This window comes from Streptomyces sp. NPDC093598 (assembly GCF_044764825.1).
GTDB lineage: Bacteria > Actinomycetota > Actinomycetes > Streptomycetales > Streptomycetaceae > Streptomyces.
Map to the genome: position 1 here is coordinate 243872 of NZ_JBIWIV010000007.1, position 21030 is coordinate 264901.

Below are 21030 nucleotides of genomic sequence, written 5' to 3' on the forward strand. Positions count from 1 at the left end.
GGCCAGCCTAATCCGGTGGCCGGGGGCGTCCCGTCGGAGCGGTCGGCCGGAGCCGCCGAGACCTCCGCCACCCGTGAGCCACGACCTCGCCGGGGGCTGCTCTCCTCATCGATCGGCGAGGCCGTTCGACGCAGACGCCCTACCCGCCAGGGGGCGTGCGCGCACGAGCCCGGCGCACATCACCGGAAAGGCCCCGTGCCGGTGTGGGGCGCGGGCTACTTCTTCGTGCCCCGGGGCACGGTCACGGACGTGAGCAGCGCGGTGCCGGGGGCGAGGGCCCGCCAGGCCGTGCCGCGCCAGGACAGGACGGCGATCGCCGAGGTGGGGAATTTTGTACGGACCTGCTCCAGGGTGTCGTCGAGGCCGTCGCCGGCGAGGGCCAGGACCAGTTCCTCCAAGCCCGGGTTGTGCCCGATCAGCAGCAACGTCTCCACCTCGGCGGGCACCTCGTGCACGACGGCCAGCAGGCCGGACGGGCCCGCGGCGTACAGCCGCCGGTCGTGCCGGACCGGCGGGGGTGTGCCCCACTCGGCGGCGGCCAGGTCCCAGGTCCGGCGGGCGCGCACGGCGGTGGAGCACAGCGCGAGGTCCGGCAGGAGGTCGGCGTCGGCCAGGGCCCGCCCGGCCGCGGGGGCGTCCCGGCGGCCACGCGGGGCGAGGGGGCGTTCGTGGTCGGCGACGTCCACGGGCCAGGCGGATTTGGCGTGCCGCAGCACGATCAGGCGGCGCAGCGGGCCTGCCCCGGCGCGTTCGATCATGAGGGGGATCCCAGGTCGCGGGTGAGGTCGAGGCCGAGGAGCCGGTCGGCGTAGGCGTACGTCTCGAAGCGGGCGCCGTCGGCCAGTTCCGGCGCGGTCTCGACGTGGCGCAGGACGTCCAGTACCCGGGGCATGTCCAGGTCGTCCTCCCAGGCGTCGCGCAACCGCCTGCGCACGTCGTCGGGGGTCGGCCGCGAGGGCTGTCGCGCCCAGCGGGCGACGGCGGTGCGCCAGCGGGCGAGGGTGGCGCGGGCGTCGTCGAGTCCGGCCGGCTCCAGCCGGACGGGGACGTTGTGGTGCCGGGTGATCAGGGCGAGGCGCAGGGCGGCGGGGCCGGGGTGGTCCGGCGGACCCGGCTCGACCGGCGCGACGGCGATCCGCACCGCCCCGTCGGGTACCGCCCCGCCCTCGGCGGCGACATGGACGACCTGGGCCTCACCCAGACCGGCGCCGACGTCGGGGCTGTCCTCGAAGGGGCGGATGCCGAGGGTCGCGGCATCCGCGCGCAGCTCCGCCTGCCGGCGGCCGCCGGTCAGCCGCGCCCAGACCGGTGTGCCGCCGAGTTCCAGGGCCCGGACGAGCAGGTCCCCGACGAGCAGTACCCGCAGGTTCGTCGTGTCGGAGCCGGGCGCGTGCACCTCGACACGGGTCAGGCCCCGGCGGGCCGGGGCGGCGTCGACCGGCTCGCCGGTCCGGGCGTCGATGATGCGCAGCACGAGGTGAGCGTAGGCGGGTGGAGGCGCACACGCAGGCAGGTCCGCCGTTTTCCGGCCGCCGTGGCGTAATCGCCCGTGCGGGGAATCACCGCGCAACCGGCGCCGTTGACCTCGGAGCAGTTCGTCCACGACTCCGAGGAGGCCGCCGGTGTACGGCGACGAGGCAACGGTCCGCGACATTCTCACCGAGCTCGGCGACACCTGGGCCGTGGTGGGCCTGTCGTCGAACCGGCAACGCGCGGCGTACGGCGTCGCCGCCGTGCTCCAGCGCTTCGGCAAGCGGGTCGTGCCGGTGCACCCGAAGGCGGAGACGGTGCACGGGGAGAAGGGGTACGCGAGCCTGGCGGACATCCCCTTCGACGTGGACGTCGTGGACGTGTTCGTGAACAGCGACCTCGCCGGAGCCGTCGCGGACGAGGCGGTCGCCAAGGGGGCGAAGGGCGTCTGGTTCCAGCTCGGCGTCATCGACGAGGCGGCGTACGACCGGACCCGCGCGGCGGGCCTGGAGATGGTGATGGACCGCTGCCCTGCCATCGAGATCCCACGGCTGTCTCATCACCGCGTACAGGAATCCTGAAGCCTTTCCCACGAAATACCCGCACCCGGTCAAGGCTGCACAACTCGTCTTCTGCGGTCGGCCGGCCGATTCCTAACCTGAGGCCTCTTGCTCACCGAACTCCTTGAGTTCATCTTCGAGAGGCCCTGGATTCATGGAAAGAGACGGCCTGCGCCGGGATGTCGGGCTGATCGGACTCATGTGGGCCTCGGTCGGCTCCATCATCGGCTCGGGCTGGCTGTACGGCGCCGAGAAGGCCGTCGTGGCGGCCGGTCCCGCGGCGATCCTGTCCTGGCTCATCGGCGCGGTGGCGATCGTGCTGCTGGCCCTGGTGCACGCGGAACTCGGCGGCATGTTCCCGGTCGCGGGCGGCACGGCCCGCTATCCGCACTACGCGTTCGGCGGACTGGCCGGCATGTCCTTCGGCTGGTTCTCCTGGCTCCAGGCGGCGACCGTGGCACCGATCGAGGTCGAGGCCATGATCGGCTACGCCGGGCACTGGCACTGGGCGCAGGGCTTCCAGCACGCGAAGGACGGGACGCTGACGACGAGCGGTTTCCTCGTCGCCGTCCTGTTGATGGCCGTGTTCGTCGTCGTCAACTTCCTCGGCGTGCGGATCCTGGCGCACACCAACAGTGCCGCCACCTGGTGGAAGGTGGCCGTGCCGCTGGCCGCGATCTTCATCATCGCGGCCGGCAACTTCCACCCGGGCAACTTCACCGAGCACGGCTTCGCGCCGTTCGGCGCCCACGGCGTGCTGAGCGCCGTCAGTTCCAGCGGCATCATCTTCGCCCTGCTGGGCTTCGAGCAGGCGATCCAGCTGGCGGGTGAGAGCCGCGACCCGCAGCGGGACCTGCCGCGCGCCACGATCGGTTCGGTCGCCATCGGGGCGGCCATCTACGTCCTGCTCCAGGTCGTCTTCATCGCCGCCCTGCCGCTGAGCTCCTTCGCGCACGGCTGGACCAAGCTGGACTACCCCGGCATCAGCGGCCCGTGGGCGGGGCTCGCGACCCTGGTGGGCCTCGGCTGGCTGAGCGTGGTGCTGTACCTGGACGCGGTGGTCTCCCCGGGCGGCACCGGCCTGATCTACACGACGGCCACCTCCCGCGTCTCCTACGGACTGGCCCGCAACGGCTACGCGCCGAAGCTCTTCGTCCGCACCGACGCGCGCGGTGTGCCGTGGTTCGGGCTGATCGTGTCCTTCGTGACCGGCGTGGTCTGCTTCCTGCCGTTCCCGAGCTGGCAGCAGCTGGTCAGCTTCATCACCTCGGCGAGCGTGCTGATGTACGCGGGCGCTCCGCTGGCCTACGGCGTCTTCGCGGACCGGCTGCCGCACCGGGCGCGTCCCTACCGCCTGCCCGGCGGGAAGGTCCTCTCGCCGCTGTCGTTCGTGGTGGCCAACCTCATCATCTACTGGTCCACCTGGGACACCCTGTGGCGGCTCGGCGTGGCCATCGTCCTCGGCTACGTCCTGCTCGGCGGCTACGCCTGGTACGCCACCCGCAAGGGTCTGCCCGACGCGCCCCGGCTCGACTTCAAGGCCGCCCAGTGGCTGCCCGTCTACCTGCTGGGCATGGGCGTCATCTCCTGGCAGGGCGGCTTCGGCGGCCAGGGGCACCTCGGACTGTGGTGGGACATCCTGGTCGTCGCGGTGTTCTCGCTGGCGATCTACTACTGGGCGCGGGCCTCGGCCTCCCTGTCCGGGGAGATCGAGCGGAGCATCGGGGAGGTGGCCGTCACGGAGGTGCCCGTCCACTGAGACCGGCCCTCATAATGTGCGCATGACCCGCCCCCTTCCGCCCGCCGACTCCGGTGCCCCGCAACGCTTCCCGGTCGTTGTCGTGGGCGCCGGTCCCGCAGGTCTGACCGTCGGCAACATCCTGCGGGCCGCGTCCGTGGACTGCCTGGTGCTGGAGACGGAGACCCGCGCGTTCATCGAACAGCGGCCCCGGGCCGGGGTCATCGAGGAATGGGCCGTACGCGGCCTGGAGAAGCGGGGCCTCGCCCGGAACCTGCTCGACCGGGCGGAGCTGCACACGGCGTGCGAGTTCCGTTTCGACGGGGAGCGGTACCGGTTCCCGTACGGTGAGCTGACGGGCAGTCACCACTTCGTCTACCCGCAGCCGTTGCTGGTGACGGACCTGGTGCGCGAGTACGCCGACGTCCGGGGCGGTCACATACGCTTCGGGGTCCGGGACGTGCAGGTCCACGACCTCGACACCGACCGGCCCTGGGTGTCGTACACCTGCCCCGAGACGGGCGAAGGCCAGGTGGCGCACTGCGACTTCGTGGCCGGCTGCGACGGGGCGCGCGGGGTGACCCGGGCCTCGCTGCCGCCCGAGCGGGTCCGGATCGCGCGGCACGACTACGGCATCGGCTGGCTGGCCCTGCTCGCCGAGGCACCGCCGTCCGCCGACTGCGTGCTGTTCGGCTGCCACGCGCGCGGGTTCGCCGGCCAGATGCCCCGCAGCCCGGAGGTGACCCGCTACTACCTCCAGTGCCCGCCGGGCGACGACCCCGAGAACTGGCCGCACGAGCGCGTCTGGGCCGAGCTCCGGGAACGGCTCGGGGCGGCCGGTGTGCCGCCGCTGACCGAGGGGCGGCTGATCGAGAAGCGCGTGCTGGACATGCACGACTACGTGGTCGAGCCGATGGTGCACGGCCGGCTCTTCCTCGCCGGTGACGCGGCCCATCTGGTCGCCCCGATCGCCGCCAAGGGCATGAACCTCGCCCTGCACGACGCCTTCCTGCTCGGCGACGCCCTGGCCGCCCGGCTGACCACCGGTGACGGCAGCGGCCTCGGCGGCTACGCGGAGGCGTGTCTGCGGCGCGTGTGGGACTACCAGGAGTTCTCGCAGTGGCTGTCCGAGGTGTACCACGGCACGGCGGCGGGCGACCCGTTCCGCGCGGGCACCACGCTCGCCCGGCTGCGCCGCCTGTTCACCTCGCCCGCGGCGGCCGCCGCCTTCGCCGAGCAGTATCTCGGGGCGGCCGCGCGGTACTGACTCAGTCGTGCGGGGGCCGGTCGCCGATCCGGTGGTCGGCCACGTTCAGCGCCTCGTCGACGAGCCGGCGCAGATGGCCGTCGCGAAGTGAGTAGATCACCCGTGGGCCCTCCTTGCGCGTGCTCACCAGGCCCGCGAGGCGCAGGCGCGCCAGGTGCTGGCTGACGGCCGGTCTGGCCGCCCCGCACGCCTCCGTGAGTGTCGTGACGTCGGCCTCCGCCCCGGTCAGGGCGTGCAGCAGCGCGAGCCGCGTCCGGTCCCCCAGCAGGGCGAGCAGTTCCGCGGCGAGCGCGAACTGCTCCTCGCCGGGGTGGTGCGGATGCGCATCATGCGCAGATGACAGGTGCATGCGTGCGCTCATACGCACATAATGGCGCCACGGCACGGGTACGTCCACTCTCGTGCGCAGAGGAAGGGGATCCACGTGAGCGACCGGCACGAGCACACCCACCCGCACGACCACACCCACGGGCACCGCCAAGGACACCGGCACGGCCTGCGCCATCGGCTGGGCCACCTGTTCGCCCCGCACTCCCACGAGACGGCCGACAAGGTCGACTCCGCGCTGGAGTCCTCGGCCCGCGGGATGCGGGCGCTGTGGGTCTCGCTCACCGTCCTCGGCGTGACGGCACTGGCCCAGGCGGTCGTGGTGGCCGTCTCCGGATCGGTGGCACTGCTCGGGGACACGGTGCACAACACCGCGGACGCGCTGACCGCCGTACCGCTGGGGATCGCCTTCGTGCTCGGCCGGCGCGCGGCCACCCGCCGCTTCACCTACGGCTACGGGCGGGCCGAGGACCTGGCGGGCCTGGTGATCGTGCTGACGATCGCCGCGTCCGCGGCCTTCGCGGGCTGGACGGCTGTGGACCGGCTGCTGGATCCGCGCCCGGTCGCGCACGTCCCGGCGGTCGCCGTGGCCGCTCTCGTCGGCTTCGCGGGCAACGAGTGGGTGGCCCGCTACCGCATGCGCGTCGGCCGCTCGATCGGCTCGGCCGCACTGGTCGCCGACGGTCTGCACGCCCGCACCGACGGCTTCACGTCACTGGCCGTGCTGCTGGGCGCCGGAGGCTCCGCCCTGGGGTGGCACCTGGCGGATCCGATCGTCGGGCTGGCGATCACCGCGGCGATCGCGCTGGTGCTGCGGGACGCGGCCCGGGAGGTGTTCCGCCGGGTGCTGGACGCCGTCGACCCGGCCTTGGTTGACCGGGCCGAGCGGGCCCTGTCCGAGGTCCCCGGGGTGCGCGGGGTGGGTGAGCTGCGGCTGCGCTGGATCGGCCATCGGCTGCGCGCCGAGGTGGCGGTCGTGGTGGACGGTGACGCGACGGTGCGCGAGGCCCACCGCATCGCCGTGGACGCCGAGCACGCCCTGCTGCACGCGGTACCGCGGCTGACCGCGGCCCTGGTGCACGCGGATCCGGAGCCGGCCCCGGGCGAGAGCGACCCCCATCAGCCGCTGGCCCACCACATCGCGGCGTAGATCAGGAGACCCCGAGCCCCTCCAGCACCACGGCATGCGGCAGTTCCGCGAACGCCTTGCCCGGGACCAGCAGCTTGCCGCGCCGCCGGCCGCTGCCGACCAGCACGTACGGCAGGTCGACGACGGCCGCGTCCACCAGGAGGGGCCAGCCGTCCGGCAGCCCGAGCGGAGTGATGCCGCCGTACTCCATGCCGGTCTCGCCGGTGGCCGTGTCCATCGAGGCGAAGGAGGCCTTGCGGGCGCCGAGTTGCCGGCGCACCACACCGTTGACGTCGACCCGGGTGGTGGACAGCACGACGCACGCGGCGAGCGTGGACTCGCCGCCCCGCTTGCCCGCGACGACCACGCAGTTCGCCGACCGCTCCAGCAGGTCCCGGCCGTAGTGCTCCACGAAGGTGGCGGTGTCGGCCCAGTCCGGGTCGGTGTCGACGTAGACGATCTGCTCGGCCGGGACGCTGCCCCGCCAGTGGCGTACGGCGTCGGCGACCGGGGCGGTGAGTTCGTCGAGGCAGGCGGGGGCCGGGCGGGCGTCGTCGAAGTGTCCGAGGGGTGCGCGCATGGGCGCACGCTAACAACCGCGCACCGGCGGCGGGCCGGGTGTCTCAGGTCACGGGCGGCACCGAGACGGCCATGACCATCTCCATGGGCGCGTCGCCGGTGTTGCCGTAGGTGTGCGGGACGTCGGCCTCGAAGTGGACGCTGGCGCCCGCGGGGACGCGGTGCTCGACGCCGTCGACGGTGAGGGTCAGTTCGCCCGCCGTGACGTGGAGCAGTTCGGTCGTGCCGGCGGGGTGCGGGTCCGACGGGCTGCTCTCGCCGGGCATGAGCCGCCAGTCCCACAACTCCAGCGGCCCGGGCGCCTCGGTGCCCGCGAGGAGCCGGTTGTAGCTGCCGGCGTCGGTGTGCCACAGCCGCACGGCCTGCTCGGCCGGGACGATGCGGACGTTCGGGCCCTGCTCGTAGTCGAGCAGGGTGGTGATGCTGACGCCGAGCGCGTCGCCGATCTTGACGACGGTGCCGAGGCTGGGGTTGGTGCGGGCCTGCTCGATCTGGATGAGCATGCCGCGGCTGACGCCCGCCCGGGCGGCGAGCACGTCCAGGGTGAAGCCGCGCACCGCGCGCCAGTGCTTGACGCTGCGCGCCAGGGACTGCGTCAGCAGGTCGAGGTCCGACACTATCCGTCCAATATTTTGTATGACACAGTGCAATAGGCTGCACTATGGTGTGGTTGACCTGATCGTTCACTGAACTGTACTGCGAGGTATCCGTCCCATGACAGCGCTCTTCGCCCTGGCCACCAGCCTGTTGTGGGGACTGGCCGACTTCGGCGGCGGTCTGCTGACCCGGCGTACGCCCGCGCTCACGGTGGTCGTGGTCTCGCAGTCGATCGCGGTGGTGGTGCTCGGCGCCCTCGTGGTGGCGACCGGGGGCTGGAGCGAGGCCGGGCCGCAGCTGTGGTTCGCCGTCGCGGCCGGGCTGGTCGGGCCGGTGGCGATGCTCGCCTTCTACAAGGCGCTCGCGCTGGGCCCGATGGGCGTGGTCTCGCCGCTGGGGTCCATCGGTGTGGCCGTGCCGGTCGGGGTGGGCCTCATGCTGGGCGAGCGTCCGGGTCTGCTGCAGTTCGTCGGCATCCTGGTCGCTGTCGCCGGTGTCTGCCTCGCGGGCGGCCCCCAGTTCCGCGGCGCCCCCGTCCAGCGTCAGGCCATCGCCCTGACCCTGCTCGCGGCGTTCGGCTTCGGCGCGGTGATGGCCCTGATCGCCGAGGCGTCGACGACGCTGACCGGCCTGTTCCTCGCCCTGTTCGTCCAGCGGGTGACGAACGTCGCCGCGGGCGGGCTCGCCCTGCTGGTATCGGTGCGACGCGGTGCGCCCGCCCTTCCGGCGGACGGCTTCCCCTGGCGCTCCCTGCCCGCCCTCGCCTTCGTCGGCCTCGCGGACGTCGCCGCGAACGGCACGTACTCGATCGCCGCGCAGCACGGCCCGGTGACGGTCGCCGCCGTGCTGGCCTCTCTGTACCCGGTGGTGACGGCCGTGGCGGCACGGGGCGTCCTGCGCGAACGGCTGCGCGCCGTGCAGGCTGCGGGTGCGGGACTGGCGCTGGTGGGGACGGTGCTGCTGGCGTCGGGCTGAGCCCGGCGGTTCAGGACTCCGGCTCCAGCTCCGCGAGTCCCGCCACCGCCTCCTCGTCCAGCTCGGCCAGCCGGGCCGCCGTCTCCTCGTCCAGGTCCGACAGGGCGCGCAGTTGCTCGGGCGTGACGCCCTCCGGTATCGGCACCGGCGCCGGGGTGCGCAGCGGTGGCTGCCAGCCGTCGGTGGGGGTCCAGCGCCGTACGACGCGGGCCGGTGCGCCCGCCACCACGGCGTGGTCGGGCACCGTGCCCCGGACGACCGCGCCCGCGGCCACCACCACGTTCCGTCCGATCCGGGCGCCCGGCAGGATCACCGCTCCGGTGCCGATCCAGCAGCCGGGCCCGATCTCCACCGGCTCCATCCGCGGCCACTGCCTGCCGATCGGCTCGTGCGGATCGTCGTAGGAGTGGTTCGTGGACGTGACGTAGACGTACGGGCCGAAGTAGCAGTCGCTGCCGATCGTGACGGTGGTGTCGGCGATGACGTGGCTGCCGCGGCCCAGGACGACGCCGTCGCCGATGCGCAGGATCGAGTCCGGGCCGAGGTCGAGGTCAGGCATCAGACCGGCCGTCAGGGTGACCTGCTCGCCGATGATGCAGTGGGAGCCGAGATGGATCCACGGTTCGCCGAAGACCGTGCCGAGCGGGAAGGCGAGCCTGGTACCTGTTCCCATCGCGCCGAACCGGTAGCGGCCCGGGTGCTCGGCGGTGACGGAGCCCGTGCGCTGCGCCCAGGCCCAGCCCGCGTGGACGGCGCGCTGCGTCAGGCCCCGCCGCCAGGATGAGAACGTGTTCTTGCGCTTCGGCACGAGCTCACGGTACTCAGCGGTAGCTGCACCCGCGGCGTCGGATGCCTGTGATCTTCGCCCTACCGGGTGGCGTACGGTGTGCGCGTTGTCTACGACGCTGGGAGGCGGACATGGGTCAGCGGGCGATGATCACGGGGATCGGCGGCAGGGAGCCGGAGATCGACGAGACGGCGTTCGTGGCACCGACGGCGTCGGTGATCGGGGGCGTGACCCTGGGGGCGGGGGCGAGCGTCTGGTACGGAGCCGTGGTCCGCGGTGACGTCGAGGCGATCTCCGTCGGGGCGAGCAGCAACGTCCAGGACAACTGCACGCTCCACGCCGACCCGGGGTTTCCCGTGAGCATCGGTGAGCGGGTGAGCATCGGGCACAACGCGGTGGTCCACGGGGCGACGGTGGAGGACGACTGTCTGATCGGGATGGGGGCGACCGTGCTGAACGGCGCCGTGATCGGAGCCGGGTCGCTCGTCGCCGCGCAGGCGCTGGTACCGCAGGGCATGGTCGTGCCGCCCGGGTCGCTGGTGGCGGGGGTTCCCGCGAAGGTGCGGCGGGAGCTGTCGGAGGAGGAGCGGCAGGGGGTCACCCTGAACGGCACGATGTACGCCGAGCTGGCGAAGGCGCACCGCGAGGTGCACGCGTAGCGGGAAGGCCGTTCTACTCCGCGACGGCCACCGGCTGGGCCTGCTGGGCCTGCTGGGCCTTCTTCGCCTTGCGCTTGATCACCATCATGGACGTGAGGCCGACCAGGACCGCCGCCACCAGACCCAGCCACGAGAAGCGCTTCAGCCAGGACTCCGCGACGATGCCGACGTAGTAGATGACCGCCGTGGTGCCGCCCGCCCAGAGGATGCCGCCGAGGACATTGGCGATGGCGAACTTCCAGTACGGCATGCGGAGCACGCCGGCGAGGGGGCCCGCGAAGATGCGCAGGAGGGCGACGAAGCGGCCGAAGAAGACGGCCCACATGCCCCACTTCTCGAAGGAGCGCTCGGCGGTGGCGATGTGGCCCTCGCTGAAGTGCTTGGGGAACTTGTTGCCCAGCCAGGCCAGCAGGGGCCGCCCGCCCTTGCGGCCGATGGCGTAGCCGATCGAGTCGCCGATGATCGCGCCGGCCGTGGCGCTGGCACCGAGGACGACGGGGTCGATCTCGCCGTGCTGCGAGGCGAGCAGTGCGGAGGAGACGAGGATGATCTCGCCCGGCAGCGGGATGCCCAGGCTTTCCAGGCCGATGACCACTCCCACCAGTGCGTAGACGGCGACCGCGGGTACGGTTTCGAGCCACTCCTGGACGTGCAACGCCGGTTCCTTCCCCTGAGCTTCCTGCTGCCCCGGGCAGCCTACCGGCTCTTAGGACGTCCCTCGCGGCTCAGGCGTTCCAGCTCCACTCGGCGACCTCGGGCAGGTCGGTGCCGTGCTCGCGGATCCAGGCATGGTGACGGGTGCGGGCGTCGGCCATCCGCTGGCGTACGGCGGTGGCGCGCACCGCGAGGCCCGGGACGCGGTCGATGACGTCCATGACCAGGCGGTAGCGGTCGAGGTCGTTGCGGACGACCATGTCGAACGGTGTGGTCGTGGTGCCGGCCTCCTTGTAGCCGCGCACGTGCAGATGGCGGTGGCCGGTGCGGCGGTAGGCGAGCCGGTGGATCAGCCACGGATAACCGTGGTAGGCGAAGATCACCGGCTTGTCGGTGGTGAACAGGCCGTCGTACTCGAAGTCGCCCATGCCGTGCGGGTGCTCCTCCTGCGGGAGCAGCCGGGCGAGGTCGACGACGTTCACGACCCGGACGGACAGCTCCGGCAGGTGGCGGCGGAGCAGGTGCGCGGCGGCCAGGGTCTCCTGGGTCGGGACGTCACCGGCGCAGGCCAGCACGACATCGGGCTCGCTGCCGTCCTCGGTGCCCGCCCACTCCCAGATGCCGGCGCCGCGGGCGCAGTGGACCCGGGCCTCGTCGATCGACAGCCAGTCGAAGCAGGGCTGCTTGCCGGCCACGACGACGTTGACGTAGTCGCGGCTGCGCAGGGCGTGGTCCGCGACCGACAGCAGGGTGTTGGCGTCCGGCGGGAGGTAGACCCGGACGACCTCGGGGCTCTTGTTGAGGACGTGGTCGACGAAGCCGGGGTCCTGGTGGGAGAAGCCGTTGTGGTCCTGCCGCCACACATGGGAGGTGAGCAGGTAGTTCAGGGAGGCGATGGGGGCCCGCCAGGGCAGCCTGCGGGAGGTGCGCAGCCACTTGATGTGCTGGTTGACCATGGAGTCGACGATGTGCACGAACGCCTCGTAGCAGGAGAACAGCCCGTGCCGGCCGGTGAGCAGGTAGCCCTCGAGCCAGCCCTGGCAGAGATGCTCGGAGAGGACCTCCATCACCCGGCCGTGCCGGTCCAGGTGCTCGTCCACGGGCAGGGTCCCGGCCTGCCAGGTCTTGCCGCTGGCGTCGTAGACGGCCTGGAGCCGGTTGGAGGCGGTCTCGTCAGGGCCGACCAGGCGGAAGTCGCGGCGGTCGGTGGTGTCGCGCATGATCCGGGCGAGGAGGTCGCCGAGGACCCGGGTCGGCTCGTGCGTCGTCGTGCCGGGCTTGTCGACGGGGACGGCGAAGTCGTCCAGGGGCGGGACCGGCAGGTCGCGCATGAGCAGCCCGCCGTTGGCGTACGGGGTGGCGCCCAGGCGCCTGGTGCCGTCGGGCACGCAGGCGAGGACGTCCTCGACCGGGCGGCCCTCCGCGTCGAACAACTCCTCGGGCCGGTACGAGCGCAGCCAGGACTCCAGCTGCCGCAGGTGCTCCGGATTGTCGCGGACGCCGGCCAGCGGCACCTGGTGCGCGCGCCACGTGCCCTCGACCGGTTCGCCGTCGACCTCGGCCGGGCCGGTCCAGCCCTTGGGGGTGCGCAGCACGATCACCGGCCAGTGCGGGCGCTCGGTCACGCCCTCCTCGCGGGCGGCGCGCTGTGCCGCGGCGATGCGGTCGAGCGCGGTGTCCATGGCCTCGGCCATCGCGCGGTGGACGGTGGCCGGGTCGTCGCCGGTGACGTGGATCGGCTCGTGGCCGTAGCCGCGCAGCAGCGCGTCGAGCTCCTCCTCCGGGAGACGGGCGAGGACGGTCGGGTTGGCGATCTTGTAGCCGTTGAGGTGCAGGATCGGCAGAACGGCACCGTCGTGGACGGGGTCGAGGAACTTGTTGGCGTGCCAGGACCCGGCCAGCGGGCCGGTCTCCGCCTCGCCGTCCCCGATGACACAGGCCACCAGCAGGCCCGGGTTGTCGAGGGCGGCGCCGTAGGCGTGGGCCAGGGAGTAGCCGAGTTCGCCGCCCTCGTGGATCGAGCCGGGCACCTCCGGGGCGACGTGACTGGGCACACCGCCGGGGAAGGAGAACTGCCGCATCAGCAGCTCCATGCCCTGCGCGTCCCGGGTGGCGTCCGGGTACCTCTCGCTGTAACTGCCCTCCAGCCAGGAGTTGGCGAGGACCGACGGGCCGCCGTGGCCCGGGCCCCAGATGCACAAGGCGTCCAGCTCACGCGCCTTGATCACCCGGTTGAGGTGCGTGTGGACGAGGTTCAGTCCGGGTGAGGTCCCCCAGTGGCCCAGGAGGCGCGGCTTGATGTGCTCGGGCCGCAACGGCTCGGTCAGCAGGGGGTTCGCCAGCAGGTAGATCTGCCCGGCCGCCAGGTAGTTGGCGGCCCGCCAGTGGGCGTCCAGCGTGCGCAGTTCCTCCTCGGTGGGTGTGGTCCTGCTGTCTGGGCGCGGGGCCTCGGGCATGGGTGACTCCCTGGGTTCTGCGGACGGCCTCAGGAGGAGTACCAGTCTGTTCCGGTTCGATGCCAGGCGCCTCTCGGGCACGCTCCGCCCCCGCTCGGTGTCGGCCGCCGACCCTCGCGTTCAGCCGCAGCCGCGGCTGAGCCGCCGGTGTCCGGTCGGCACGCGTACCGGCTGGTTCGTCGCGAGGGCCGGTGTCGCGGAGCGTGAAGGCGACGAGGACGGGCCGTCGGCCAGTCGCAGCGGCGGGATACCGAGGCGTTCCATTTCCGGGACGTAGCCCGCCCGGCCGAGCGGGCGTGGGTCGGTGATCCGTGCGCGGCGGGGAGATCTGCTCGTCGAGGGTGAGCCGGGCGAGCAGCGCCTCCGCGCGGGACGCGGTTCCGCTCCGCGCGTGGGGACGGGACGGGCGCCGCGGCGGCGGCGATCGCCCTACCGAGCAGGCAGCGGGGCGGACCGCCGGGCCCGGCCTGACGCCCCGTCGGGCACCGCGGGCGGGGCGGGTGATTCTCTGTCCACGGGGTCGCCCGGGTGGGCGACCCCGGCCGTTCTACGGCAGCGCGGCGGAGTGGAGCGTCGTCACGGCGTCGGCCACGGTGGCGGTCGCGGTGGCGGCTGAGCCGAGGGCGTCGGGACCGGGCCGCGGGCCGGCCCCACCGGCCTCGGACTCCGCCTCTTCACAACAGTCCGCCTGCGCGAACCGCGTCTCGTACCGCTCCTGCGGCAGCTCCTGCGATCCGGTGCGCGGCGGCCCGGGCCGGGGGCCGGGCGGGGCGTCGTCGTACGGCTGCTTCTTCCGCTCCCGGCGACTCTCCCGCGGAGCGTCCTCGGCACGCTTCTTTCGGGTCTCGCCCGGCCTCGTGGGGGTGGCCGCCGGTTCGAGCACCCAGCGTTGCGCCTCGGATCCGTCGCGTCCGGTGACGATCACGTCCCGGCCCTTCCCGGGGGCGACGGCCAGTCCCTTGCCGCCGCGCGGCAGGAGTTCGCCGCGCACGGTCAGGTCGTAGCGGACGACTCCGGCGTGTACGAGGCAGTCGGCCAGGACGACCGAGGCTCCGGCCGTGTCCGAGCCGAGGCACAGGGTGGGGTCGGCGGCGCTGCGCAGGGCGCCGTCGTCCTGGTACGACCACCGCTGGGACCCGACCGTGGAGCAGGCGGCCAGCACGATGCGGGCGTCGGCCCGGGTCCGGCCGCCCAGGACGTCGAGGCACAGGCCGGCGTCGAGGTTGCGCAGTCGCCCACGGGCCACTTCGGCGGAGCTGCCCACGGAGGCGGCCGACGGTGAGCCGGCGGACGAGGATCCCTCGGACGATCGCGTGGAGTCCGGTCCCACGGGCGAGGATCCCGCGCCGTCCGGATCGACGGAATGGCCGCTGACCGCGCCCCAGGTGGCCTGCGGGCCGGCGGTGCCGTTCTCCTCCGTCCAGCCCCGGGCGGCGAGCAGGGTCGCCAGCAGCACGAGGGAGGTCACCCCGACCGCGGCGGCCAGCGCCTTCGTGTGCCTTCTCGGGGACCCGGGCCGGCCGTCCGCCGGCAGGGCACGGGCCCGGAGGCGGTGGCGTCCGCCGGCGGGCAGCACGCTTCGGTGCTCGTCGCGGCCCGGCCGTGACTCGAGGTAGCGGCGGGCGCCCCAGCCGAGCACCGTCTCGACGAGCAGGTCTTCCAGACCGCCCTCGAAATGGCTGAGTTGTTCGGCGGCGTGGCGGCAGTAGCGGCACGCCATGAGATGCCGTTGCACATCCGGCAGCAGGGCCCCGCCGCGACGCATGGGAACGTCCAGCAGGCGGTTGTAGTAGCGGCATTCCCGCGTCGGTGCGAGTTCCCGGTGCGCTCGCACGCACCCCGTCCGGAATTGCTCGCGTGCCTGCTCCAGGGCGGCCGACGCGGTAGCGGCATCCACTCCCAGCAGACCGGCCGGTACGGATATGGGCTCGGCCTCGACCTCGGTGTGCCAGAGCAGGCATTGGGAAGCCCCCGGAAGGCCGCGGAAAGCGCGCTCCGCGAGACGTCGCCTTTCGGGCGTACTGGACCGGGCGGCGCGCAGGCCGCGGGCTCCGACGGTTTTGCGGAGTTCCGGCAGGACGTGGGAAATGCCGTCGTCGGCGGCCCACTGTCCGACCGTCTCCCGGACGGCCGCGAGCAGCCGCGGACGCAGGGCGCCGCCGCCCGGCCGGGCCAGTTCGCCGCGGAAGGCGGCGGCCGCCGCCATGGACGCGGAATACTCCGAGGAGGCCAGGCAGATCACGGCGTATTCGTAGACCGCGCGCCAGTGCCGCGCCAGCAACAGCGCGACGGCGCGCGGCCCTTCGTCGGGAGAGCCGGCCCGGGCGAGGAGATTGCGGTCGGACTCCGTGGGTCCCGCTCCGGGTCGTGGCGGGTACGGCGGGCGTGGGGGGTAGGGGGATTGCACGGAACCATTTCCTTCCAGCCGCAGAACGGGCAGGCGAATTGCGCGTCCGTCGGAAAGCAGGTGCGTGATTGGTGCATACCTGTGCCGCGTCAGCTGCGGACTCGGCTGTGAGGCGGCTCACTTTCGCACACGCGACTGACAGGTAACAAGGAGTTCGGATGACCCAGGTTCAAAACGCGGCGAATTCAGATATGTTACCGGCGGTATCCGCACCGGCTTTCGAAAACACGGTTGCTCAGGACGCGAGTTGTGGGCACGCAAAGGCGGTTGGTCCACGAAATCTCCAACTTCACAGCGCTCTCCCATGCGGCTCCCGACGCGCTCCCGACTCCGCGCGCCGGCATGGGCCACATCCGGCAGGGCGAGCCGCTCGGCCTCGGACCTGCCGTTTGATCAGGTCGCGGGCCATGTCGGCGACCAGCCCTTCGCCGTCCTCCTCGGCGACGACCTGATCGACCCGCGCGAGACCCTTCTCAGCCGGATGCTCGACGTCCGCGACCGCCGGCTCGGCAGCGTGATCGCCCTGATGGAGGCCCCGCCGGAGCAGATCCACCGCTACGGCTGCGCCACCGTCGAGCCGACCGGCGAGGAGGACGTCGTCCGCGTCACGGGCCCGGTGGAGAAACCGGCCCGGCAGCACGCGCCCAGCCGCTACGCGGTCATCGGCCGCTACGTCCTCGACCGGGCCGTCTTCTCCGTCCTGGAGCGCACCCCGCCCGGCCGGGGCGGCGAGATCCAGCTGACCGACGCCCTGCGGGAGCCGGCCGCGGGCTGCACGGTGCGGGAGTCGTCTTCAAGGGCCTGCGCCACGACACCGACGACAAGGCCGGCTATCTGCGGAGGGTGGTGAGGCCGGCCTGCGAACGGCCCGACCCGGGGCCGGAGTTCGTGGCGTGACTCAGGGGGTTCCTCGGGGAGCTGGACGGCGCGCGTCCCGGGCACCGGGACGTGGCGGCCTGATACATGCGAAAGCCCCGGCGCCCGGCCGGGGTCCCGCACACACGACAGCCTGATCAGCCGTTGGGCCGCAGGGTCCACACGACCGTCATCTCGCCGGTCACGGCACCGTCGGCCCGCTGGATGGCGATGGCCACCGGAAACTCGGGGCGCTCACCGGCGTCCAGCTGGGCGACGACCTCGGCGGCCGGGCGGCCGAGGGTGGCCGTCGCGGTGACGGCGCCCATCGCCAGCTTCTTGTAGGAGATCTCGGCGCTGACCGCGAGCGGCACCGCGCGCGAGAGCTGGTCCCCGAACGCGGCCAGCACGATCGCCCCGCTCGCGGACTCGCCGAGCGTGAACATCGCTCCGGCGTGCGGGCCGCCCACGTGGTTGTGGTACTCGCTCTGGTCCGGCAGCGACACCACCGCCCGCTCCGGCGAGGTCTCCAGGAACTCGAGGTTCAGGGTCCGGGCCATGGGCACCGTGGCGGCGAGCATCTCGCCGATGGACATCTGGTCTGCGCTCATGACCGCATGTTACTCACGAGTAGAGACAGCTGACCAGGGAGGTGTGACGACCGCCGCACCGGGCCGCACGGCATCCGCCCCACCCCCCGTCCCCGGGTTGTCACGTCTGCGTCCACGGGCGGTGACCGAATCGTGTCCGGGGCGCGGCTAGGGTGGCTGCCCATGTGGCCAGGACAGCAGCCGCCCGGGGGCGAGCAGAACCCGCAAGGGAACAACCCGTACCAGCAGCCGGGGTACCAGCAGCCGAATCCGTACCAGCAGCAGCCGGGGTACCAGCAGCAGCCCAACCCCTATGGGCAGCAGCCGCAGTGGGGCACCCCCGCTCCGGCCGGTGCGCCGCAGCCCCCGCAGGGCGGTGGCGGCGGCAACCGGACGAAGCTGGTCGCGATCATCGCCGCCACGGCGGTGGTCGTGGCGGCCGGCGTGACCGGCTTCCTGGTGCTGGGCGGCGACAAGGACGACACGGCGGACGGCGGCAAGACCGGCAAGAGCGACCAGACGTCGGCGAGCCCGTCGGCCGCGGAGCCCAGCACCCCCGCCACGGGCGACAACCCCCGCGGCGGCGAGGGGGAGCAGCCCACGGTCAAGGGCTGGAAGGTCGTCATCAACCCCAAGTGGGGCACCGCCTTCGACGTCCCGGCGGACTGGGAGGTGGCCTCCCCGACCTCGTCCGTCTTCTTCGAGGACGAGAAGTCCGACGACGGCAAGCCACTGATCATCATGTCGGCACCGGCGTTCTACAAGTCCAAGTGGTGCACGAGCGACGACAACAAGGACGGCAGGACCGAGACCGAGTCGCTGGCCGGGGCGGGCACCAAGGGTGCCGACGGCGCGAAGAACACGGACGAGGTCGCGGTCAACCAGGTGGCCTGGTGGGTGTACGGCGGGTACACGCAGCCGGACAAGAAGAGTGTCAAGACCGACGACAAGGCCAAGCCCTACACCACCGCCTCGGGCGTGAAGGGCAGCGTCGCCTGGGCGCACTCGGAGAACACGCCCGACAAGGGCAAGTGCGCGAGCGACGGCAAGGCGGTCACGTTCGGCTTCAAGAACTCCGCCGGCGACTTCGTCGCGTGGAGCTTCTTCGGCGCCAAGGGCGTCAAGGGCGAAGTGCCCGAGAAAACCGTCATGAAGATCCTCAGCACGGTCCGGCTGCACGGCGAGCCGACCGGCGGCTGACCCGGAAACGGAACGGGCCCGCCCCCCGCGACAGGGGCGGGCCCGGCTCACCGAAGCATCGCGAGGGGGCAACCCTTCAGGTGCCCGCGGTAGACCCGGCGCCCCGAGATGCACTCGTCGTCGACCCGGCGGCTGCCGATGCAGACCCAGGGGTTGCCGGAGCAGTTGGCGCAGTCCCGGTCACACGGGCCCCGGGCAGTCGCCCGTGACGTCCCCCACCGCCTCCTCCCGGAGCCCCCGCAGACCCATCAGGGCGGGCTGCGGCGCGGACCCTGCCGCTGGTGCTGTTCCTGCTGATCGGCGGCGCCGTCGCCGACCGGCTGCCCCGGCACCGCACGATGGTCTCGGCCGACGTCCTGAACCTGCGCCGCCGGACCACACCGATGGCCCGGGGCGGCACCGGGCGCGCGTCAGCCGATGCCGAACGCCCCGTCGGGGGGCTCGGGTGAGGGCACGGCGTCCTCGTCCCGCACCGCCCGCGCATCCCCGATGAACTCCCGCAACGCGGAGCCGTGTTCGACCCGGGCCGGGAAGGCGTCGGCGGCGGTGAGCCGGGCGAGGGCGGCGACGTCGACGGACCGCCGCCCGGCCACGAGCACCGCGTTCCCGAACCGCCGCCCCCGCAGCACCCCCGGCTCGGCGATCAGCACGAGTTCCTCGAAGACGGTGGCCAGCGTGGCGAGTTGCGACCGCAGGAAGCCGAACGGCGCCGCATCGGGGAGATTGGCGAGATACACCCCGCCGTCCCGCAGCACCCGCGCGGCCTCACGGACGTAGGTGAGGGAGGTGAGGTGCGCCGGCACCCGCGACCCGCTGAAGACGTCCACGACGAGAACGTCCGCCGAGGCCGCGGGGGCGCTCTCCAGCCAGACCCGTGCGTCCGCCGCGTGCAGGGCGATGCCCGCGCCTTCCGGCAGCGGCAGCCGCTCGGCCACCAGCTCCAGCAGCCCCCGGTCGGCCTCGACCACGTCCTGCCGGGACCCCGGCCGGGTCGCGGCCAGGTACCGGGGCAACGTGAGCGCCCCACCCCCGAGATGCACCACGTCCTGCGCCAGCCCCGGCTCGGCCACGACATCCAGCACATGGCCGAGCCGCCGCGTGTACTCGAACTCCAGGTGCGCGGGATCGTCGAGATCGACGTAGGACTGCGGCGCCCCGTCCACGGTCAGCAACCAGGCCCGTTCCCGATCGATGTCCGGCATCAGCTTGGCGAACCCGTGATCGACCGAGCGGGCGACGGGTATGGCTTCGTTCACCTCTCCATTGTGCCTTTGTGCGGGAGGCCTTCGAGGGGCGCGACCTCAACCCACCACGGTCACGGTCCCCGCCCCCACAGTCCGCCCGCCCTCACGAATGGCGAACCCGAGTCCCGCCTCCAACGGCACGTCCCGCCCCAGCTCCACGGTCATGACGACCGTGTCCCCGGGCCGGGCCACAGCGGCCTCCCCCAGGTCGACGTCACCGACCACGTCCGCCGTACGGATGTAGAACTGCGGCCGGTAACCGCTGGAGACAGCCGTCGTGCGCCCGCCCTCACGTGCGGACAGCACATAGACCTGCGCGGTGAACCGACGACTCGGCACGACACTGCCCGGCGCGGCGACGACATGCCCCCGCCGGACGGCATCCCGCGGGACCCCCCGCAGCAGCAACGCCACGTTGTCCCCGGCCTGCGCCTCCTCCATCGGCTTCCCGAAGGTCTCCAGCCCGGTGACCACCGTCTCGACGGACGCCCCGAGGACCTCGACCCGGTCGCCGACGTGCACCACGCCCCGCTCGACCGCCCCGGTCACCACGGTTCCCCGCCCGGTGATGGTCAGCACGTTCTCGACCGACAGCAGGAACGGCGCGTCCAGATACCGCTCCGGCATCGGCACATACGTGTCCACCGCGTCGAGCAGCGCCTCGATCGACGCCGTCCAGCGCGGGTCCCCCTCCAGCGCCTTCAGGCCGGAGACCCGTACGACGGGTACGGAGTCACCGCCGTAGCCGTGCCCGGTGAGCAGGTCGCGGACCTCCAGCTCGACCAGGTCGGTCAGCTCCTCGTCCCCCGCGTCGGCCTTGTTGAGGGCGACCACGATGTGGTCGACGCCCACCTGCCGGGCGAGCAGGACGTGCTCGGCGGTCTGCGGCATGATTCCGTCGAGCGCGGAGACGACGAGGATCGCCCCGTCGAGCTGGGCGGCGCCGGTGACCATGTTCTTGACGTAGTCGGCGTGGCCCGGCATGTCGACGTGCGCGTAGTGCCGGGTGTCGGTCTCGTACTCGACGTGCGCGATGTTGATGGTGATGCCGCGCGCCGCCTCCTCGGGCGCCCGGTCGATCCGGTCGAACGGCACGAACGCGCCGCTGCCGCGGTCGGCGAGGACTTTGGTGATGGCGGCCGTCAGGGTGGTCTTGCCGTGGTCGACATGACCCATCGTGCCGATGTTGAGATGCGGTTTCGTGCGGACGTAGGCCGTCTTGGACATGGCTGTACCTCGAAGCGTCTGATCAGCGGAGAAGGAAGTGGGACCCCGAGGACCTGCCCGACCCTCCCCCTGCGGGGCCGCCGGACGAACCGGAGAGGGTCAGCTTCGGGCGCCGTCGGCAACGGCCGTGAGCACGGCGACGGCAGCCTTCGGGGCATCCGTGACCACGGATGCTGCGAGGGTGAAGGCGTGCCGGAACATGAGGTCGATCATTGCCGACGCTTTACCGCACGTCGAATGGTTTTCGGTTGCCTGCACAGGGGGTTGCGCACGGCGACCTGTGACGCTCGTGAGACGAACCATACGGCG

At 72.6% G+C, this 21030-nt stretch carries 21 protein-coding genes; 9 read left to right on the forward strand and 12 right to left on the reverse strand.

The genetic code is table 11. The features are described from left to right. Window positions 1-215 precede the first annotated feature (215 nt). Together ACIRDU_RS22730 and ACIRDU_RS22735 are read right to left on the reverse strand one after the other, a co-directional pair. On the reverse strand, window positions 216-758 hold the full coding sequence (locus tag ACIRDU_RS22730) for a SixA phosphatase family protein (RefSeq protein ID WP_403582097.1): 543 nt from the start codon (window positions 756-758) through the stop codon (window positions 216-218). Next, window positions 755-1474 (reverse strand): hypothetical protein, encoded by a 720-nt coding sequence (locus ACIRDU_RS22735; protein ID WP_403582100.1) that lies wholly within the window; start codon window positions 1472-1474, stop codon window positions 755-757. Before ACIRDU_RS22735 ends, ACIRDU_RS22730 begins: the two co-directional genes overlap by 4 nt. A gap of 148 nt (window positions 1475-1622) precedes the next feature. Between ACIRDU_RS22735 and ACIRDU_RS22740 the strand changes: the two genes are divergently transcribed. The 3 genes from ACIRDU_RS22740 (at window position 1623) to ACIRDU_RS22750 (ending at window position 5035) form a co-directional block, all read left to right on the forward strand. Continuing rightward, window positions 1623-2051: a CoA-binding protein gene (locus ACIRDU_RS22740; RefSeq protein WP_403582102.1), complete on the forward strand. Its 429-nt coding sequence runs from the start codon at window positions 1623-1625 to the stop codon at window positions 2049-2051. A 133-nt stretch (window positions 2052-2184) separates the two neighbouring features. After that, window positions 2185-3789 (forward strand): APC family permease, encoded by a 1605-nt coding sequence (locus tag ACIRDU_RS22745; RefSeq protein ID WP_403582104.1) that lies wholly within the window; start codon window positions 2185-2187, stop codon window positions 3787-3789. A 22-nt stretch (window positions 3790-3811) separates the two neighbouring features. Beyond that, window positions 3812-5035, forward strand: coding sequence for a 4-hydroxybenzoate 3-monooxygenase (locus tag ACIRDU_RS22750; protein ID WP_403582106.1), 1224 nt, complete (start codon window positions 3812-3814; stop codon window positions 5033-5035). A 1-nt stretch (window position 5036) separates the two neighbouring features. Here ACIRDU_RS22750 and ACIRDU_RS22755 read toward each other — a convergent pair whose 3' ends face one another. Further along, on the reverse strand, window positions 5037-5396 hold the full coding sequence (locus ACIRDU_RS22755) for an ArsR/SmtB family transcription factor (RefSeq protein WP_403582108.1): 360 nt from the start codon (window positions 5394-5396) through the stop codon (window positions 5037-5039). A gap of 63 nt (window positions 5397-5459) precedes the next feature. Between ACIRDU_RS22755 and ACIRDU_RS22760 the strand changes: the two genes are divergently transcribed. After that, on the forward strand, window positions 5460-6512 hold the full coding sequence (locus ACIRDU_RS22760) for a cation diffusion facilitator family transporter (RefSeq protein WP_403582110.1): 1053 nt from the start codon (window positions 5460-5462) through the stop codon (window positions 6510-6512). A 1-nt stretch (window position 6513) separates the two neighbouring features. Here the strand turns inward: ACIRDU_RS22760 and ACIRDU_RS22765 are convergent, their stop codons facing one another. Continuing rightward, the gene (locus ACIRDU_RS22765) at window positions 6514-7071 is read right to left on the reverse strand and encodes a YbaK/EbsC family protein (protein ID WP_403582111.1); all 558 of its coding nucleotides are present in this window, start codon (window positions 7069-7071) and stop codon (window positions 6514-6516) included. 43 nt (window positions 7072-7114) lie between these two features. Continuing rightward, window positions 7115-7687: a helix-turn-helix domain-containing protein gene (locus tag ACIRDU_RS22770; protein ID WP_403582113.1), complete on the reverse strand. Its 573-nt coding sequence runs from the start codon at window positions 7685-7687 to the stop codon at window positions 7115-7117. A 97-nt stretch (window positions 7688-7784) separates the two neighbouring features. Between ACIRDU_RS22770 and ACIRDU_RS22775 the strand changes: the two genes are divergently transcribed. Beyond that, the gene (locus ACIRDU_RS22775) at window positions 7785-8642 is read left to right on the forward strand and encodes an EamA family transporter (protein ID WP_403582114.1); all 858 of its coding nucleotides are present in this window, start codon (window positions 7785-7787) and stop codon (window positions 8640-8642) included. A gap of 10 nt (window positions 8643-8652) precedes the next feature. Here the strand turns inward: ACIRDU_RS22775 and ACIRDU_RS22780 are convergent, their stop codons facing one another. Beyond that, window positions 8653-9450, reverse strand: a complete 798-nt coding sequence (locus ACIRDU_RS22780) for an acyltransferase (RefSeq protein ID WP_403582116.1) — start codon at window positions 9448-9450, stop codon at window positions 8653-8655. Window positions 9451-9560: 110 nt separating this feature from the next. Here ACIRDU_RS22780 and ACIRDU_RS22785 point away from each other — a divergent pair, with 110 nt between their 5' ends. Further along, window positions 9561-10088 (forward strand): gamma carbonic anhydrase family protein, encoded by a 528-nt coding sequence (locus ACIRDU_RS22785; protein WP_403582118.1) that lies wholly within the window; start codon window positions 9561-9563, stop codon window positions 10086-10088. A gap of 13 nt (window positions 10089-10101) precedes the next feature. On the opposite strand, the gene ACIRDU_RS22790 is transcribed toward ACIRDU_RS22785, so the two are convergent. The 3 genes from ACIRDU_RS22790 to ACIRDU_RS22800 all read right to left on the reverse strand — a co-directional run bounded on the left by ACIRDU_RS22790 (window position 10102) and on the right by ACIRDU_RS22800 (window position 15605). Beyond that, window positions 10102-10743: a DedA family protein gene (locus tag ACIRDU_RS22790; RefSeq protein ID WP_403582119.1), complete on the reverse strand. Its 642-nt coding sequence runs from the start codon at window positions 10741-10743 to the stop codon at window positions 10102-10104. Between the two features lie 70 nt (window positions 10744-10813). Beyond that, on the reverse strand, window positions 10814-13198 hold the full coding sequence (locus ACIRDU_RS22795; protein WP_403582120.1) for a phosphoketolase: 2385 nt from the start codon (window positions 13196-13198) through the stop codon (window positions 10814-10816). A gap of 547 nt (window positions 13199-13745) precedes the next feature. After that, window positions 13746-15605 carry an RICIN domain-containing protein gene (locus ACIRDU_RS22800; RefSeq protein ID WP_403582121.1) on the reverse strand — a complete coding sequence of 620 codons (1860 nt, stop codon included), beginning with the start codon at window positions 15603-15605 and terminating at the stop codon, window positions 13746-13748. 304 nt (window positions 15606-15909) lie between these two features. On the opposite strand from ACIRDU_RS22800, the gene ACIRDU_RS22805 reads away from it, so the two are divergent. Continuing rightward, entirely contained in the window at window positions 15910-16455 is a 546-nt protein-coding gene (locus tag ACIRDU_RS22805) for a sugar phosphate nucleotidyltransferase (protein WP_403582123.1), read from the forward strand. A 163-nt stretch (window positions 16456-16618) separates the two neighbouring features. Here ACIRDU_RS22805 and ACIRDU_RS22810 read toward each other — a convergent pair whose 3' ends face one another. Then, complete coding sequence (locus ACIRDU_RS22810; protein WP_403582125.1) at window positions 16619-17071, reverse strand: DUF4442 domain-containing protein; 453 nt, start codon at window positions 17069-17071, stop codon at window positions 16619-16621. 162 nt (window positions 17072-17233) lie between these two features. On the opposite strand from ACIRDU_RS22810, the gene ACIRDU_RS22815 reads away from it, so the two are divergent. Both ACIRDU_RS22815 and ACIRDU_RS22820 read left to right on the forward strand, forming a co-directional pair. After that, window positions 17234-18250: a hypothetical protein gene (locus ACIRDU_RS22815; RefSeq protein ID WP_403582127.1), complete on the forward strand. Its 1017-nt coding sequence runs from the start codon at window positions 17234-17236 to the stop codon at window positions 18248-18250. Between the two features lie 281 nt (window positions 18251-18531). Beyond that, complete coding sequence (locus ACIRDU_RS22820; RefSeq protein ID WP_403582128.1) at window positions 18532-18699, forward strand: hypothetical protein; 168 nt, start codon at window positions 18532-18534, stop codon at window positions 18697-18699. Here the strand turns inward: ACIRDU_RS22820 and ACIRDU_RS22825 are convergent. Both ACIRDU_RS22825 and tuf read right to left on the reverse strand, forming a co-directional pair. After that, window positions 18661-19506, reverse strand: coding sequence for a spermidine synthase (locus ACIRDU_RS22825; protein ID WP_403582129.1), 846 nt, complete (start codon window positions 19504-19506; stop codon window positions 18661-18663). The genes ACIRDU_RS22820 and ACIRDU_RS22825 overlap by 39 nt on opposite strands. 45 nt (window positions 19507-19551) lie before the next feature. Then, on the reverse strand, window positions 19552-20721 hold the full coding sequence (gene tuf / locus ACIRDU_RS22830) for an elongation factor Tu (protein WP_403582131.1): 1170 nt from the start codon (window positions 20719-20721) through the stop codon (window positions 19552-19554). Between the last annotated feature and the right edge of the window lie 309 nt (window positions 20722-21030).

Excerpts from the sequence above, each read along its gene's own strand:
- ACIRDU_RS22730 (WP_403582097.1), bottom strand. The coding sequence starts at position 758 with ATGATCGAACGCGCCGGGGCAGGCCCGCTGCGCCGCCTGATCGTGCTG.
- ACIRDU_RS22745 (WP_403582104.1), top strand. The coding sequence starts at position 2,185 with ATGGAAAGAGACGGCCTGCGCCGGGATGTCGGGCTGATCGGACTCATG.
- ACIRDU_RS22750 (WP_403582106.1), top strand. The coding sequence starts at position 3,812 with ATGACCCGCCCCCTTCCGCCCGCCGACTCCGGTGCCCCGCAACGCTTC.
- ACIRDU_RS22755 (WP_403582108.1), bottom strand. The coding sequence starts at position 5,396 with ATGAGCGCACGCATGCACCTGTCATCTGCGCATGATGCGCATCCGCAC.
- ACIRDU_RS22765 (WP_403582111.1), bottom strand. The coding sequence starts at position 7,071 with ATGCGCGCACCCCTCGGACACTTCGACGACGCCCGCCCGGCCCCCGCC.
- ACIRDU_RS22775 (WP_403582114.1), top strand. The coding sequence starts at position 7,785 with ATGACAGCGCTCTTCGCCCTGGCCACCAGCCTGTTGTGGGGACTGGCC.
- ACIRDU_RS22785 (WP_403582118.1), top strand. The coding sequence starts at position 9,561 with ATGGGTCAGCGGGCGATGATCACGGGGATCGGCGGCAGGGAGCCGGAG.
- ACIRDU_RS22795 (WP_403582120.1), bottom strand. The coding sequence starts at position 13,198 with ATGCCCGAGGCCCCGCGCCCAGACAGCAGGACCACACCCACCGAGGAG.
- ACIRDU_RS22805 (WP_403582123.1), top strand. The coding sequence starts at position 15,910 with ATGCGGCTCCCGACGCGCTCCCGACTCCGCGCGCCGGCATGGGCCACA.
- ACIRDU_RS22810 (WP_403582125.1), bottom strand. The coding sequence starts at position 17,071 with ATGAGCGCAGACCAGATGTCCATCGGCGAGATGCTCGCCGCCACGGTG.
- ACIRDU_RS22815 (WP_403582127.1), top strand. The coding sequence starts at position 17,234 with ATGTGGCCAGGACAGCAGCCGCCCGGGGGCGAGCAGAACCCGCAAGGG.
- tuf (WP_403582131.1), bottom strand. The coding sequence starts at position 20,721 with ATGTCCAAGACGGCCTACGTCCGCACGAAACCGCATCTCAACATCGGC.